The sequence below is a fragment of the Calothrix sp. PCC 6303 genome (genome assembly GCF_000317435.1).
Classification (GTDB): domain Bacteria; phylum Cyanobacteriota; class Cyanobacteriia; order Cyanobacteriales; family Nostocaceae; genus PCC-6303.
The window spans coordinates 62,517-80,757 of sequence record NC_019727.1 but is presented as its reverse complement, the minus strand read 5'-3'; the positions used below and the strand labels follow the sequence as shown (position 1 = coordinate 80,757).

The 18,241-nt window shown below is 35.8% G+C and carries 6 protein-coding genes and 1 pseudogene; 2 read left to right on the top strand and 5 right to left on the bottom strand.

Annotated features, from left to right (window positions below; genetic code table 11):
* Positions 1 to 181: 181 nt before the first annotated feature.
* The 4 genes and pseudogenes from CAL6303_RS28870 to CAL6303_RS27790 all read right to left on the bottom strand — a co-directional run bounded on the left by CAL6303_RS28870 (position 182) and on the right by CAL6303_RS27790 (position 11,258).
* Positions 182 to 1,848, bottom strand: a pseudogene (locus CAL6303_RS28870) (IS1634 family transposase).
* A gap of 664 nt (positions 1,849 to 2,512) precedes the next feature.
* Positions 2,513 to 8,764, bottom strand: coding sequence for an AAA family ATPase (locus tag CAL6303_RS27800; protein ID WP_015173939.1), 6,252 nt, complete (start codon positions 8,762 to 8,764; stop codon positions 2,513 to 2,515).
* Between the two features lie 96 nt (positions 8,765 to 8,860).
* Complete coding sequence (locus CAL6303_RS27795) at positions 8,861 to 10,291, bottom strand: radical SAM/SPASM domain-containing protein (protein ID WP_015173938.1); 1,431 nt, start codon at positions 10,289 to 10,291, stop codon at positions 8,861 to 8,863.
* A 253-nt stretch (positions 10,292 to 10,544) separates the two neighbouring features.
* Complete coding sequence (locus CAL6303_RS27790; RefSeq protein WP_015173937.1) at positions 10,545 to 11,258, bottom strand: hypothetical protein; 714 nt, start codon at positions 11,256 to 11,258, stop codon at positions 10,545 to 10,547.
* Positions 11,259 to 11,682: 424 nt separating this feature from the next.
* Between CAL6303_RS27790 and CAL6303_RS27785 the strand changes: the two genes are divergently transcribed.
* Both CAL6303_RS27785 and CAL6303_RS27780 read left to right on the top strand, forming a co-directional pair.
* Complete coding sequence (locus CAL6303_RS27785; RefSeq protein ID WP_015173936.1) at positions 11,683 to 12,534, top strand: SAM-dependent methyltransferase; 852 nt, start codon at positions 11,683 to 11,685, stop codon at positions 12,532 to 12,534.
* A 285-nt stretch (positions 12,535 to 12,819) separates the two neighbouring features.
* Complete coding sequence (locus tag CAL6303_RS27780) at positions 12,820 to 14,487, top strand: IS1634 family transposase (protein WP_015173935.1); 1,668 nt, start codon at positions 12,820 to 12,822, stop codon at positions 14,485 to 14,487.
* 242 nt (positions 14,488 to 14,729) lie between these two features.
* Here CAL6303_RS27780 and CAL6303_RS27775 read toward each other — a convergent pair whose 3' ends face one another.
* Positions 14,730 to 17,036, bottom strand: a complete 2,307-nt coding sequence (locus CAL6303_RS27775) for a TOMM precursor leader peptide-binding protein (RefSeq protein WP_015173934.1) — start codon at positions 17,034 to 17,036, stop codon at positions 14,730 to 14,732.
* Positions 17,037 to 18,241: the final 1,205 nt, after the last annotated feature.

Below are 18,241 nucleotides of genomic sequence, written 5' to 3'. Positions count from 1 at the left end.
AGTAAAAAGTCAGGATGATGAAGAAATAGAATGCTGAATGAATATACTTTTAAAAATAAATAATCAAAGACAAAAAGATTGACCCATAAAATAGATTACGTAAGCACTAAAAATTTGAGGAGCAATTACTGCTCCTTGAAATTTCAATAAATTTTTATTTCCTGTCCAAATCTTGTTTAAGTTAAGAAAGTAAATAATATTTTTGACAAGATGAGGGCAGACAACTCAAAATAAAATGACGTTCTGATGTTAAATTAACAATTTGATTAAGACCATCTAACATTAAAAAATGAATTCCTTGAAAACATTGAAATACCCATCTTAATGTCGGAGATAAAGTTAGTTTTCCTAATTGATTCTTGATTCCGATTTTGATTCTTTTTAAGCTATTTCTCAGTTCCCTTTGACCAAGGTTATAGACTAGCAAACATAAAGACATTAAAAATAGCATAGTTTCGATTCTTTCAGGGTTTTCAAGAAAAAAACTATCTGCAAAAAACAAGGGGTCTTTTAGAAATCTAAATCCTCGTTCACAAGACTGTTGATTTTTATAAGTCGTAATAATTTCTTCTGGTTTTAATTTATCGTCGTCATTAACTAGGTTAGTTGCTAAAATAAACCTTCCAGCTTCCTTTCTTTGTATTTCTATTTCTTCGGGTTTTTCATAACTTACTCCTTCCATTTTATAAATAGTTTTATTATTTTTTGATTTACTTTCAATAAAATTAGCTTCTTTAATTTCATGGAATTTTAGCTTTTTATTGATACCTTTTAGTTTATATCGTGCTTGCTCTGGAGTTTCAAAATCTTCTCTTTTTAACTCTTTAAGCAACTTTTCAACTTTATCTTTTTCTTTTATTAGCTTTTTATCTAGCTTTTCTAAATCGCTATCTTTTCTTTTTTGACTTTCTACTATTAGCCAAATTTGTTTAATACCACCATAATTAACTATTTCTTCTTTCCACTTGTATCCGTCTAAATCTTGATATGTCTTTTTCTTCTTTTCTTCCGTTTCTATCTCCTTTTCTTCTGTTTCTATCTCCTCTATCTCTTCCATCTCCTCTGTATTTACAGACTGAACTAATTCTTGTGCTTTCTTAATCGTCATCGGCACTCGACTTATCCATTTTAAATTCTCAATTAATTTGAGATTCTCTTGGCTATATAATGCGCTGTCACAGACCATAATACTGTCAAAAACTATTTGTTTTTAAATTCTATTAAGATTTTTCCAAATACTGCTTTATCTGCTTCGTTCCCATCTCCTGCTCTCATTAATAATGGTATATCTCCATCACTACTCGTGATTAAATCTAAAACACATTGCTTTAAATCTGGTCTATGGTCACGAGAATATCCTTTGGTTATGAATATTGGTCTTTCTTTAGTGATTTCTTCTTCTTTTTCTTGATTCATTTCTCTTTTATACTTCCCGTGTAAATGAAATGAAGTTGCATCTAAATGTGAGTATTTTGTATCTATTTTAAATTTCTTAATTACTGATAGGACAATTTCTATAAATAAATTATTCAATCCATATTTATATAAATCATCCATGACTCTTCCAATTTTATCGTCGTTGAGATAATTACTTTCTACACCTTCTCCCAATAATAATTCAATTGCTTTATCATCAAAAAACTGCTTGAATAAATATAAAGGTCTTGATACAAATCCTAATCCATTGATTAAAACAGCTTTTACCAATACTCCTGCTGTAATCTTCTCACGGGAGTCTACTCCTAATTTGGAATTAATTGTTTCAACTATTCCTATTTCATCAATTAGCCCAGCTACTATTCCGAGATGATCTATATTTTTAATTTCTGCAATTGAAGTTGGTGACATTTTTACCTCTCAAATATTTTTGAGTTTTTTTAATTGTCTCACTTTTGCTATCTAAGTAATTTGGCACGATAAAACAATATATATTAACTTTTCTCAAAAGCTTGAAACCAGTATTAATCGCCTACGCAATTTTCTGTATACTTAATAACCTTTGGCTGATTCTTAATACTGTCTTACTTGAATTTTACGAGTATTTTTATTTACTCGTGCCAGAGAGTTCTAATGTAGCATAAAATGCTACATTCTGAAGTGCGGAATGTGGGTTGTAAATTTCCCCGCCGACTTACTTATAGCAATTGAGATCATTGAGACAATGAGGTGAGAAAATTTGATGCAGAAGCACATACGATGGCTAATAGGAGTAGCTTGTGGTGCTACTGTTGTAGTTTAGAGTCAAACATTGTGTTCGCAGTTAATATGTTAGCTTTGATGACTGATATTCTTGTGGATTGACATACAACGAGCAAACCTTCAATACATGCTCACAGCGGCTGGGTTGTGGAACTTTTACTTAGAAGCAGGGGCACTGGCGGCGCACCGCCGGCAATAAATGAAAGAAACAGTAATAGCAGGATATCTTTAGAATGTTTGAAAGACATAAATACATAGCTACTGTACACAACTTTACACTGTGATAAATTTTGCGCGTATCTTGTCTTTACCCCTAAATGTGCAAATCAACCCAACTGCGGTTAAAAATCAATTTATAAATACGGTTCTGGACTCTCAAAATTCCCTGCTGTTTGACTACTAAACCTGACAAGAGCAATTGCTTTTCTTCTGGGCTGTCAACGGCGATAACTTCTCCTTGGTGCAAAACTTGTCGAAAAATTTCTATTAGTTGAACAGACTTGTTACTTTTGAGAAGACGATCGCGGATGGTCCTCAAATGTTCTGGCTCATCCTGGGATTCCCAATTGTCTATTATATTCGTCCGCACTAAATTTTCAATCCAGGAGACTTCACCGCCATTGGGAATAGGAGATGAAGTATTACGGATGAGCTTACAGAGTTTTTGGGTAAGAAAAGGCTGCCCGTTCGTCCAGGCTAAGATTTCTTTAAGCACGGTTTGCGGATTGCTCACTTTTTCTGCCAATCCTTGCAGCAACGGTTGGGCTTCATGCTCTTTAAAGCCCTCCAGTTGAATAAACTGACCAATGTTAAAGGGGGTTGTTTGGATATTACTAATTAAATCTGAGGGGGTAGCGACACCAAAAAAAGCAAAAGTCAAACGCTGGTACTGTGGATTGAGACTGCGCTGGTTGTAGCAGTAGCGAATCAAGGCAAAAAAGTCATTAACTGCGAAATTCAAACTTAGGACACTATCAATTTCATCGATAAAAATGACCAGTTGTTTGGAGGGAATGTCATTTTCTATCCCGACTTCTACTAGCAGGACTTCTTCAATAAATTCACTCAACCTCTGAACTGGAGAAATATCATCTCGCTCTTTCCACCAAGCTTTTAGGTTAACTTTGCTTCGTAAACCTAAACGTCGCCCTAATTCAGAGGCTAATCCCTTATACCATTGATCCGGGGTAACATTTTCGCTGCCAATGCGGGTCATATCAATCGGCGCACAACAAACCCCTTCGTGCTGGAGGTAGTGAATCATGCGTACCATGAGACTGGACTTTCCCATCTGCCGGGGATTGAAAACGTAGCAAAACTCTCCGCGCTTCAAAGCTTTGTAGAGGTAACGATCTGCGGAACGCACTACATAAGTGGAAGCATCCATCTGCAAGCTTCCTCCCACTTGATAGTCAAAGGTGCTGGCTTGTTCGGTACTTCTAAGTAACTCGTTTTCAAATAGCAGTTCTGCTTGGGTGGCTTTGAGAATATCTAGTGTTTGTGACAGTTCTTGTGTGCGTTCTGAGACTTTTTGTTCTAGAGTCCGGCTATATCCTTCTATTTCATCTTTGGCTCGTTCTAGAGCAAGATTTTTGAGAGCTAGCTCTTGGGTATACTGAACCCGATCCGCTTCGGCTTGTTTGCGTTCGGTGATATCTTGAAAGGCAGCGATCGCATAGATAATTTGTCCCTTCTCATCGTAAACAGGGGTAGCTGATACTTCTAAAGGAATTGTTTTATCAACTTGGTGAATTTCTATATCATCCGTAGTCGTACTTTCGCCATTTAAAGCTCGTACAATGGGTTGTTGTTGAGTTGGGTATAATTGGTCTGTCCCTGCTAAATAAGCCTGATAAGTTTCGGTCAATCGATCATCTGTGGCTCCAGTTACAATTCCCTTGCCAAGGATTAGCTGGGCAGCCTGATTTGCATAGTAGGGTTCGCCCTTAGCATTAAGTGCAAAGACACCTATGGGCATAGCTTCTAAAAATTGAGCTAATCTTTTCTCGTTCTCATATAGTGCAACATAAAGTTGAGCATTTTGAAGAGAAATTGCGGCTTGAGAAGACAGGAGTTTTAGAACTTCTAGGCGATCAGGTGTAAAAGCACCAGTAGTCAAATTGTTTTCCAGATATAAGATGCCGTTAAGCTTGCCTTGATTGAGTAAGGGTGTGCAAAGAAGGGATTTAGGTTGAGTGGCAACAATATATGGATCACGAACAAATTGTCCCTCATGGGCAGCATCATTTAAAATTACGCTTTCCTGCGTGCGAGCAACATAGTTGATAATGGCAGATGACAAGAGGGGAAAGTTAGTGGACTCATCTACGAAGTCTACTGAAATTGATTGTAGTGTATTAACATTATCAGAATCTAATGTCCCTTCAGCTTCGATCGCCCATTTATTATCTTTTTCTAGGAGCAGAAAGCCTTTTTGAGCGCCTCCATTTTCAATTACAGTTTTCATCAACTTAGCCAGCAGTTGATCCAGTTTAATTTCGCTAGCTAATACTTGAGAGGCTTTGGTAACTGTTATCAGATCGAGTGCTTGTGGATTTGTACCACCACTAGATTCAGTTGTCTTAATGCTTTGGTCTGCTTTTCCTTTGTTTATATCCATTAGAAACTGTGGATACTCCGATTCTAGGGCTTTAACTTTGGCTTTTGCACCCCAACGAGAATAACAATGATGGGCATTTCTCAGATATAGTCGTCCTATTTCTTCTCTACCCAGAGAGAGATAAAATTCTGCTGCGCGTTCGTAAGCTATAGCTTCTTCGTGGATAAATTCATGTTTTTTAGCACCTTGAATTGCTTTTTCATACAATTCTTCTGCTTGCCAATTTTGTCCGAATACTCTAGCTTTTTCTGCTTCTACTAAGTCATATTTGTGCTGAAAATTTTCTGGGCAGTAGCTAGACCAGTTTTTCATATCTTCCTGGTTTTTTTCTACTAGCTTCAAAAACTTATTTTGTGAGTATACATCTAGAATATCATAATTGGCAAGCAGTGATAGAGAAGAGAAAAAATTATATTGTGATAAATTTAAGTGTGAACTAAGATATTCAACATAGTTTTCAATTTTCAATACATTACCAATAGCCGATTCGTATTCTTTAAAAATATAATGTGTAATTATTTTGGCGATACACAACCAACACAAAAGCCAAGTATTAGCCGTTTTTATACATTCCTCTTCTTCTTCTTGATTACAACCAATTACCAAGCAAAAGTTGTTTTCATACCCTTCAATTAAATTAATAGTGGTTTTTTCATATATAATTACAGAAGAGTAACTATATTCCTGTTTTAATTTCTTCATTAGCTTAGTATATTTTGTAAGCTCTTGAGAAACTTCTTCTAAGTGATACCCTCCAAAGAATTTAATAAGACAAAAACTTGCAGATGCAAAACAAGCATATTGATAATCCCCAGTCTCTAATCCCCTTTGAAAAGCCTTGATTAACCGTTCTAATGCAATATTATTTCTGAGGTAGTTCTTCCATTGATATATAAACGCATAGTAAATATGAATAACTAAAGTCTCTATTTCAGGAAGTTGAGATTCAGATAGTAAATTAATAGACAATTCTCCAAATTCATTACCTAAATGAATATCTCTCATTAAACCAATATTTTCTATTCCCTTACAGAGAAACGTTCCATAAAATATATAAGGACAGGGTGCTTGAGGAGGATTACCATATTTTAGACAAAGGTTAAGTTGAATTAAGACAACTTCAATATGCAAGAGAAAATTAGTGATTATTGTAGAGGCTATAATTTGTTGCAATAATGGTACAGCCCTTAATTTATATGGATCAGTCATTGGAGAGAGATTCGCTAAACTTTGAACTGGTACTTCTTTCAATAATCTATCTAGAAATATTTGTTCTTGCTTAATTTTCTCTTTTATTTTGCTAGGGTCTTGAGATATTTCTATACCTAGTTCTGCTAAAGCTTTAAGAGCAGTATCTATTGCTTTCTGCTCCTGGGATTTAGAATTGTATACTAGTATATTTACTTGATACACTTTTACTTTATCCAGAATTTCCTGCGTGTGTTGCAGAATAAATATGGAAAGCTCTTCTACTTCCTCAAATTTTGTATTTAAGTAAAGCACTTCAAGTGTTTCCAAATAAAGCTCTATAGTCAATTCATACTGGCTTTCCCAACTATTTTTTGTTAAAAGTTTTAATCCAGTCTCTAAATATTTTAATGCTGGTTCGTAAGCAGCTGATGCCTTGGCTTTTTTACCTACGTAAAGATTTAATTGAGCTAGCTCATCTTTTTCTAATTGGTCAGTGATTAGAGATGCTGCTTCATTAAGTTGATTGACAATATCAAAAATATTTTCCTCATTGTTATCTTTTCTCATATTCTTCAGCAGAAGTCTTCCAACTTGCAGATGAATGAGCTTCTTTTCTTCTTCTGCAATTAGGCTATAAGCCGCTTGCTGAATTCGGTCATGTAAGAATTTGTAGGGAATAACTGAAGGAAAACTAGGAATAAAATTAGAAGAGACGGCCGAAGAATCACTTGAAATTTCTTCTTGTTCCCAAAGCAAGGGAATTTTGTAATCATAACTCAGTGGGATAATTAACCCTTCCTGAAGAGCTGGTTGAATATCTTGAGCTATAGAGGTTTTAGATTTGTTTATAATGCTGGAGAGGAGTTCTATGTTAAATCTATTACCAATACATGCTGCCAACTTTAAGGCATTCCGAGTGTTCTCACTAAGTTTATTAATTTTACTAACCATCAAGTCTATGACATTATCAGTAATGCCTGTCTTTAGAATCTGATCAATATTCCAACACCATGAGCGTCCAGTATAATCAAACGATATAAGGTTTTCATCGTACAGAGATTTTAGCAGTTGAGTTAAGAAAAAGGGATTGCCCTGAGTTCTATTGGCTAGTAATTCTGCTAACGGTGTTGACATTTCTGTAGAACAAAGTAGTGTATCAGCAAGTAATAGATTTATTTGCTCTAATTTTAAGGGCTTTAGGCTGACTTCATTGACCCTAACACCTGCTTTTTTAATTGATTCTAACGTCAGAATTAAAGCATGAGTCGGGTTGACTTCATTATTTCTATAAGCTCCTATAATTAATAAATATTTGCTATCAAAATCGGTAATTAACTGTTCAATTAACTTCAGTGAAGGCAAATCTGCCCACTGTAAATCATCAAGAAAAATGACTAAAGGATGTTCTTGCTGACTGAAAACGCTAATAAATCTTTGAAAAGATAAGTTAAATCGATTTTGAGCTTCATTAGCTCCAAGTTTTTCAACAGACGGCTGTTTACCAATAATTTTTTCTAGTTCAGGGATTACGTCAATTATGACCTGCCCATTAGGTTCCAAGACTTCTAAAATTTTTGCTTTCCAATTTTCGATGTCTGCGTCAGACTCACTCAGAAGTTGACGGATTAAGTCCTGGAAAGCTGTGCTAATAGCAGCATAGGGAATATCGCGCTTGAATTGCTCAAATTTTCCAGTTATAAAATAACCTCGTTGCCTTACAATTGGTTTGTGAATTTCCTGAACTAAGGCAGATTTCCCAATCCCTGAATAGCCAGCAACCAATATCATCTCAGTGGTACCTTGGCTAACTCGCTCAAAGGTGTCGAGTACTTGAGAAACTTCTTGTTCCCGTCCGTAGAGTTTTTTGGGAATGTGAAACTTATCGGAAATATCTTGTTCTCCTAGTGGAAAAGGTAGAATTTGTCCCTGAATTTGCCACTGTTTAAAACAAGTTTCCAAATCAGCTTTTAGCCCCCAAGCACTTTGGTATCGTTCCTCTGGAGTTTTAGCTAACAACTTCATGATGATCTTGGATACCGTTAAGGGAATAGTAGGAATGAGTGTATGAGGCGGGTCTGCTTGTTGTGCAAGATGGCAATGAACCAGTTCTATTGGGTCAGTGGTTGCAAAGGGGAGTTGATGTGTTAGGAGTTCATAGAAGGTTGCACCAAGGGAATAAAAGTCACTGCGGTAATCTATTCCTCGATTCATTCTGCCAGTTTGTTCTGGTGCAATGTAGGCTAAAGTACCTTCTAGTTGATTTAAGTTACAAAGGGTTTGGTTTTCTTGGAATAAACGGGTAGAAATGCCGAAATCAATAATCTTCAGTTGTTTAGTTTCTGGATTATAGACAATATTGGATGGATTAATGTCTTTATGGATAATATTGGCTGCATGAATAGCAGCTAAACTTTCAGAGGTCTTAATGGCAATGATGAAAATTTCTTCTATACTAAACCTGCGTTCCGACATTAACAGTTTTAGGGATTTCCCGCCAAAATCCTCTAAGAACATAACTAGGCTATTTTCATATCGCTGTAAGTCGTAGGCTTTGATAATGCTATCTACGTTCAGATGTCGTATGATTTCATATTCCTGTTTATATCGAGTCAATTCTGAAGGAGTTGGGTAGTTCTCTTTCAGAATTTTAAGAATAATTGGTTGATTATCTCGCTTGAGATTAGCCCGATAGACTAGCGAATTATCACTTTCATATATCTTCTGACTAATGTGATATTCTGCTATCGCTCTCATACTAAGACTCCTAACTCACCAATCTCTTTCTTTCTGATTGTATGGTATGGCGTTTCTCGGAGTCATGAAGTTACAGCTTGATCTTAGATATTGCACTTAATTTGAAGATTTCTGTTCCCCCTTTTCCATTTTCTGTTGCCTAAAACCAGAGTGATAAATCTCGGTTACGGTGCTTGTCATAACCTCAAACCCATTTTTAGACTCTCTAGATAAAACCTGTGCCATCCATAGTTCGCAACTTTTACAGGCTGATCTATGTTCTAACTGGTTAAGGAGCAAATCTCGTCTAAGCTGCTTGAATAACTCCCCATGCCAAATCTCTTGTAATGTTTGTTGATTATAATCTCCTAAACTTTCAAGATTCTGATCAAAGCCCAATCTAAATAAGGTTTCAACACAGTAATAAATTCTGCCATCAGGTAAAACAGCCATTTCAGTAAAGGGAAACAGGCATGGCCAACGTCCCTGAGATTTTTTAAGATAGTGTTTTAGTGAAGCTTGTACAGTCTGGTTAGTTTTACCGAGGCGTGTATTATTTTCTTGATATTGGGCTACGTTATTGATAAATACGCCATCAGCTTTTGCAAGCCAACGTTCTCGGAATCTTTCTTCTTCATCTAATGTAACATTCTGATTTCTCACAAAAGATGTTCTTACATAACAGGGAATATCTAACTCATCCCGCAGCTTCAAAAAATTGAAGACATTTGTTTCAACTCGGTTGAGGTCAGCACCCCGAATTTTGAGATAGGTATCTGGATCTGCGGCATCAATGCTAATATCAATACTGGTTAAGCCTGCTTTCAATAACAACCTAGCTCGATTTTCATCTAGGAGTTGACCATTGGTCGTCAAATGAACTCCAGGAACCCCTTGCTGCCGACAAAGTTCGACAAATTTGACAAGGTTGGGGTGTAGCATTGGTTCTTCGACATTCCCAAGAATAATCATGATTTTTGCTTCTCCACAATCTTTGGCGAGACGCTCCATCATTTCCCAAGACATTGTTTTGTTGCTTTTAAAGAAGTCTGTTGTGTGAGTTAATTTCAGCGAAGTGCTGTGATAAGGACACATGACGCATTTGAGATTACAGGTATTGCTTACGACAACTCTGATATAGGATGGCTTTGCCGCTATTCCATAGAAATCACCAAAGTAATGTAGCTGCTCTTCAATATCAATTTGGGAAATTAGGGTAAATTGATTTAAAGCATCAAGGGTATTCTGCGCTATCTTGCCAGATTTCTGTAATAATTGCTTCTCAATATCTTCGTTATGATTTAACTTTTGAGGATACAAGTAGGCTAACGTAGGATAGGGTGGACATAAACCTAAGTCAGATGCAATTGGGATGAAAGGTCTGAAAGCTACCGCTTGCTCCCCAGATTTGATGGCGGTACAAAGTTTTTCTATACTTTTTGGATGTAAGGGGATATTATGGGGAGGAATTTCCAGTATCATGTCCCCCATTTCCCCCTCAAATTTAATTTGACTTGGTAACATTTTTTGGGGATCTTTAATAATCATAATTTTTACCTATTGATATCATCTATCTCTACCTTTCTCAGTGGCAATATCTATACAAAAACCCACAAGCAGTTCCTAGCTGTGGGTCAATCAATATTTAACTTCTAGCAATTTCCAACCTGGTGAGGTATGTTTTTAAAGCTGTTTCTTTTGCTAGAAAAGATTTAGGTGTATCTAAGTTGCTTAAGAAAACTTATGATAACGCTAAATCATAATTTTCCTAGCTTAGGGCTATAAGTTTCTAATGCCTTTCTTAAGTGGTAAAGGGTATAAGTTGGTTAGGAGGATATAGATCATTTTCATTTGAAATCCATCTTTCATAGATATCATTATCTACTCCAGGAGGGCGTATAGGAATTGGAATTATATATATATATTTCAACAGTGAATTTTCCTTTTCTATAACTATTTCAGGGTCAGTAAGTTTACCAAATTTTGTACCGCTAGTATCAATTTTAAATTCGTAACGTGCAAGATTATTTCCGTCTTCTAAGCCCAGTTCAGTAGAATTGAATATAGGAGAAAGGTATGTTTTTTCGTTACAAATACGATCTCGACCAAAGATTGTTATTAGCGCCTCAACAGATATTTCCGGTTTTTCTTCATTAATATGTAATCTGGGATCAGCTTTAAATAGGTCAATTAAAGATAGGCGAGGTAAAGATTGGTCAGTTAAAGATTGAGACGCGGGAAGCTTACTTTCGGTTTCAAATAGGTTAATTAAAGATTCAGACGGGGGATTCTCATCTGGTGTAGGACCACCAGGAACACCGGGACGACTTATATAGTTTGGAAAGAAACATTCGCTTAAAAGCTTTGCTATCTCCATTTTCTTTCTATCATTTTCTGTTGTTTTTGGGTTACGATCATATCGCCACCAAAATACAATGAGTTGAGAAATTATCTTACCCTGTAATAAAAAACGCTTGAAAAAATCTTCAGATTCTCTCCAATTTTGGGATTTCATTTCAATTTCCTATTTTCATAAATTTACTAAATGTTGAAGTGATGAAAAACCCTCAAATCACTCATCTCACAGAGAAATCATAACCAGTGATGCTCTTTAATTGGGTGCATTCTCAAATTCGATAACCTAGCGTGCAAGTGCGTTAAAGGAAAGCGATCGCATTCAAAATCAATATAAAGAAACAGAAATGTTTTTCAAAAACTGTTTAAGGCAATATTCCCTTATGGATGTAAGGAAAACTTGCGATTTCTTAGGGAAGGGTTAATAAATGACTAGGCAATTATGAAAAAATTAGGCTTTTAACTGTTAGTTAGAGAGAGTAAAACATTATCTCTAACTAATAGTTAAAATAATGAGCAATAAATAGCAAATTGCCTGTTATTGACATAAAATTACCATGATGAACTAATTTTGTCAATTATTTATGTTGAGTTCTGTGGGACTTACATCTCTATATGTTGCAGCAGCACGAGCCTATGAAACTGAGTATCGACAACGGCTATTTGTAGATACATACGCTCGGTCTTTTGCCGGTGACAGGGGGTTTGCACTGTTCTCAGATTTGAGGGCATTTTCTCCTGGGTTGTCAGCTAATGATCCACATCCTGGTATTTCTATTCGGACTCGTTTTTTTGATGATGCTTTACTGATGGCTGTCCATGAATTATCTCTCAAACAGGTTGTTATAGTAGCAGCCGGAATGGATGCCCGTGCTTTCCGCTTGCCCTGGATGGATGATGTTCAGCTATTTGAAGTAGATCGTCAAGAAATATTTCAATACAAAGAGCCTATCCTTCTAAATTTAAATGCTAGAGCAAAGTGTGTACGAAAGGTCGTAGTAACAGACTTGGAACAGGATTGGGCAAATGCTCTTACCAAAAATGGCTTTGACCGACATAAACCCGCAGCATTTCTGTTCGAGGGACTGATGTTTTACCTAAAACCTGCTACTGTGGCGACTGTGCTTGAGACACTACAAAGTCTTGCCTGTCCAGGTAGCTGGCTTGGGATGGACTTCGTTGAAGCAGAGCTTTTAAACTCTCCCTATGCACAACCATTTCTCTCTAAGCTCAGAAAACTGGGATGTCCTTGGCTTTTTGGTGTCTCCAATCCTGAGCAATTCATTTTGCAATATGGATGGCAGCCAAGGCAACCAAAGATTGTAGTTCTAGGAGAGGCAGAAGCAAACTACGCTCGTTGGGCTTCCCCTGTATCGAGTACAACCTCAAGTGTTTTTAATCACTATCTCGTTTCTGCCAGACGTATGAATTTCTGAGATGGGATAAGTTTAGTTTTAACCCACATTCCGCACTTCAGAATGTAGCATTTTATGCTACATTAGAACTCTCTGGCACGAGTAAATAAAAATACTCGTAAAATTCAAGTAAGACAGTATTAAGAATCAGCCAAAGGTTATTAAGTATACAGAAAATTGCGTAGGCGATTAATACTGGTTTCAAGCTTTTGAGAAAAGTTAATATATATTGTTTTATCGTGCCAAATTACTTAGATAGCAAAAGTGAGACAATTAAAAAAACTCAAAAATATTTGAGAGGTAAAAATGTCACCAACTTCAATTGCAGAAATTAAAAATATAGATCATCTCGGAATAGTAGCTGGGCTAATTGATGAAATAGGAATAGTTGAAACAATTAATTCCAAATTAGGAGTAGACTCCCGTGAGAAGATTACAGCAGGAGTATTGGTAAAAGCTGTTTTAATCAATGGATTAGGATTTGTATCAAGACCTTTATATTTATTCAAGCAGTTTTTTGATGATAAAGCAATTGAATTATTATTGGGAGAAGGTGTAGAAAGTAATTATCTCAACGACGATAAAATTGGAAGAGTCATGGATGATTTATATAAATATGGATTGAATAATTTATTTATAGAAATTGTCCTATCAGTAATTAAGAAATTTAAAATAGATACAAAATACTCACATTTAGATGCAACTTCATTTCATTTACACGGGAAGTATAAAAGAGAAATGAATCAAGAAAAAGAAGAAGAAATCACTAAAGAAAGACCAATATTCATAACCAAAGGATATTCTCGTGACCATAGACCAGATTTAAAGCAATGTGTTTTAGATTTAATCACGAGTAGTGATGGAGATATACCATTATTAATGAGAGCAGGAGATGGGAACGAAGCAGATAAAGCAGTATTTGGAAAAATCTTAATAGAATTTAAAAAACAAATAGTTTTTGACAGTATTATGGTCTGTGACAGCGCATTATATAGCCAAGAGAATCTCAAATTAATTGAGAATTTAAAATGGATAAGTCGAGTGCCGATGACGATTAAGAAAGCACAAGAATTAGTTCAGTCTGTAAATACAGAGGAGATGGAAGAGATAGAGGAGATAGAAACAGAAGAAAAGGAGATAGAAACGGAAGAAAAGAAGAAAAAGACATATCAAGATTTAGACGGATACAAGTGGAAAGAAGAAATAGTTAATTATGGTGGTATTAAACAAATTTGGCTAATAGTAGAAAGTCAAAAAAGAAAAGATAGCGATTTAGAAAAGCTAGATAAAAAGCTAATAAAAGAAAAAGATAAAGTTGAAAAGTTGCTTAAAGAGTTAAAAAGAGAAGATTTTGAAACTCCAGAGCAAGCACGATATAAACTAAAAGGTATCAATAAAAAGCTAAAATTCCATGAAATTAAAGAAGCTAATTTTATTGAAAGTAAATCAAAAAATAATAAAACTATTTATAAAATGGAAGGAGTAAGTTATGAAAAACCCGAAGAAATAGAAATACAAAGAAAGGAAGCTGGAAGGTTTATTTTAGCAACTAACCTAGTTAATGACGACGATAAATTAAAACCAGAAGAAATTATTACGACTTATAAAAATCAACAGTCTTGTGAACGAGGATTTAGATTTCTAAAAGACCCCTTGTTTTTTGCAGATAGTTTTTTTCTTGAAAACCCTGAAAGAATCGAAACTATGCTATTTTTAATGTCTTTATGTTTGCTAGTCTATAACCTTGGTCAAAGGGAACTGAGAAATAGCTTAAAAAGAATCAAAATCGGAATCAAGAATCAATTAGGAAAACTAACTTTATCTCCGACATTAAGATGGGTATTTCAATGTTTTCAAGGAATTCATTTTTTAATGTTAGATGGTCTTAATCAAATTGTTAATTTAACATCAGAACGTCATTTTATTTTGAGTTGTCTGCCCTCATCTTGTCAAAAATATTATTTACTTTCTTAACTTAAACAAGATTTGGACAGGAAATAAAAATTTATTGAAATTTCAAGGAGCAGTAATTGCTCCTCAAATTTTTAGTGCTTACGTAATCTATTTTATGGGTCAATCTTTTTGTCTTTGATTATTTATTTTTAAAAGTATATTCATTCAGCATTCTATTTCTTCATCATCCTGACTTTTTACTTTTTCCTTACTTGTAATCTTTTTGTACTTCAAATTGAAGTGCGGAATGTGGGTTTTAATTTTTACATCCACATCGGGAAAGGATTAAGTTCATCTTCTGTTAAGGTTTCTTTCAACCAACCCATTTTGACCGGAATATTATATAATCTCCCTGCACCTAACCGACTCCACCAGTGCCTCATCCCCGGAACAATTACCTTAGCTACTCTTAGTCCAATATCAGGACGAGTTTGATCTAAAAGCAGCATTTCCATACCGTTTTTCTCAACAATTTGTTGACACAACTGAATATCTTCTAAAAGATTATCACTGGCGATTTGAGGATAATTCACAGCGATTTTAGCAGCAACTCGCTCATCGGGAACTAGATAAGATTGATTTTTCAAAGTCGCAGTTGTCCACCAGTCTATAGCCAAGGGATCGGCTGATGGAGGATATTGGGTATTGCCATCGGCTTGTGTTAATAAAACGTTGGGCAAAATTTGGTTAACTTCCGTTAAGGCCCGACTAATAGCAATCTTGGCATCAAAATGAGCGCCATAACCCAAAACAATATCTTCTACTTCGCGATCGCTTCTGCGACTAACAGCAGCAAAAACTGGAATATTGAGATCGCTGGTAATATCTAAAACCCAAAGTTCCCGATTAATAGTTTGATAATATTGCTTCAGGCTTTGAAAATAAGGCTCGTCGAAACTATCTAAATGCACTTGCGGCTTTTGCAGGGAGTTATACCACCATAAGGCGACAGCATCACGCTCTACTAACTCCATAAACCCTTGCAGAATAGCTTCTTCAAGAGTATTACCTGCGGCACACCCATTGGAATCAGCCCAACAGTCGGGTTTATAATCCGGTTGATAGCCATAATAACAGTAAGCCGTTGGCAGATACTTAAATTCCGCGTTGGTTAAAGACCAAACAGGAGTCCAGTCAATTTCTCTTTCCTCATCAAATGGTTCTGGAACCTTTTGAAACCAGCCTTGATATGAACTGTTCCACTGCTCTCTATTTTGATATTGTTGTTGACTAAAGTTCATGCAAGCATTGGGGTGAATCGCTTTATGCCCTATTTGTTGGTAACTGCCTTTTTCTCTAATTTCATCCCCTTGAAACACCCCAGAATATCGCTCGATCGCTTCACAGAAACCGCTAGCTCTAGCTTGGGAATCAGTCCTACCTTTCCCTGCGCTTCTTCCCCCTAAATTTTGGCGCAAGCCGTTGAAATCGTCAAAAATACTGTGAAAATGATGTTTAGCAATGTAGTTATGAGTTAATCCATTCCCAGGAATTTTATTCAGTTCTCGCACAACCCCAGTAATGGGGCTAATATGATGTTGATATTTCCTGAGAGTTTCTTGTGGCGAACAAACACGGTGTCCTCCATCGACAATAAAGGTTTTCTGGCGGTGTTCTAAAATAAGAGGTAGAGGGTTTTTGGTTAACCCATTTACCATCTCTCCACAACTAGAACATTGAGGACGCTTCACCCAGCCATGATTTTGAGTTTGCAGTGCGATCGTATCGTAAGTGATTAGATTGCTTTCTAATTGTTTATTTTCCCCTTGCACAATCCATTTAAACACCTCTGTGGCTGCCATTCCTAATGCAGTTTGTACAGTAGATGCCAAAAATCCTAAAGGAGGAGCTAAAGATGGATAAATGGGCTTGTTTCTCTGAATAAATCCTTCAATTGGTCTATTATCTCGTAAACGCTTGGCTAAACATTCCCAACACCCAGTTTTTTTAGGATCTAATAAAGGGCCGAGCCAGACTATTGTTCCCAATGGTTTAACTAATATCCAGGGAGATTGCGATTTTAAAGCTTCTTGATTGAACTTATCTAGCTCAGGATTGAGATAATCATCGGTTAAAACTACTGTCAAATCACCTTTGTCTGCTACTTGAATTTGGAGAGACTCAAGCACAGCAATCAAGTCAGATGCAGCAACCGAACCTAATGCTTTTACTGCTACTCTAGTTGAGCGCAATCGTTGATGGGCTATGGTGGGAGTGATATTGAGATGATAACAAAAAATCTTTAAATGCGATGGCAAAGAGTGATCTGGTTTGACAAGATAACCCTTTTGTTCCATTTGGTACAAAGCATATTGGGCTTTAATACTGACATTGAGAACTTCTTGAAAAAAGGTAGCAGCTTCCTCAAAAGATTTTGGATCTTGCAGTAGCGACTGTTGAATGGTATCAATAATTTCATCAATACTTAGATTGCTATCGATTAAAGCAGCTAAACTACAAGAAAGCTGATCACTTAGCCAAATTGTCTCCCTCTCTGATAACAAAAATACTTGTTCGGGTTCTATAGTTGCAACAGAATAATAGGGGTTGAACTGTGGTTTATCTAGCATAGTTTTTATTCATTTATTGGGACTCATATTTAATTTTTGAAAAAACTCAGTACACCTTAATTTTTTGTAATCATTTTGGGTTGTGCTTTTTACCTCTTGTCTGTGTACGCAAACAATTTCAAGAATCAAACCGGATTCCTATATTTGACATCGCTAGTAACAGTAAATTAAAAAGTTTTTTCAAATAGCGATCGCTAATCATACTTATTGCTTTTTTGTTACCTTCAGCAGAGAATAATCCTCAACACCTATTTTTACGTTTATTTTCAACAAAGGGATTTAGATGACAAAAGAAATATGCGTTCGCCCTTGGCGTTGGCGCAGCCATCGCTCAATTCTTTATTTTATTTAGCATTCAAAGTTTGGGCTATATTTTTCTCTCCTCGTAGTAACAAAAGAAGGCTTATACCAATTTAATATAAAGCTGCTTAAAAGCTTGTAAATAAACTTATAGCAGAAAATAGATATTATCTACTCATTATGTAAATTGATCGAAAAATTGTTGTATGTAATACATACATTAGGCTATGGCTATGCGTAAATTTTGTAGAAAAGAAAATAGTTTTTTTTGAGTGTTGTTTTCAATAACTTCCAAAGCCTCTCTGTGACTTGAACCATATTTTGTCCAAATGGTCACGATATACTTCTTCTTCACTTAGGACAGGATATGCTTCAAAATTATAAATGGAGTTGAAAAACTTTAAAGCTTAATTACAGCAAGCAATACGGGCTTTATAGTTCAGTTGTACGTGTTCATGAGCGAGAGCAATAAAAACCAAGATATCGAGCGATAGCGAAGCGCCGACCTGTCGGTTCGCTTAGTCACTCAATTTTTGACCAAACATGTTTTTGAACCATATTGTGGGCGTTTTGAATCATATTTTGACCGAAAATTTCAAATTTTCGACGAAGTTAGTGTGTCTTGCTCTGCATTTTTTACCAAGTCCAAAAATAAAACTTTTGGTCACGATATGGTTCTCATTTGAAACACGCGGTCATAATTTGATTCATAATTACATATCAAATATTGGCTCAAAACCTTGATTTGACGTGAATTGTTGGTCACGATATGGTTCACAATTTGGTCATGCGAGGGGTAAAATCACACTCTCGCTCCGGTTAAATTAAGGAAAACGTGTTGGTTGAAGCTCTTGAACAATATTTTCTGGACATAGACAAAAGTATGACAATTCAAAGACGCAAGC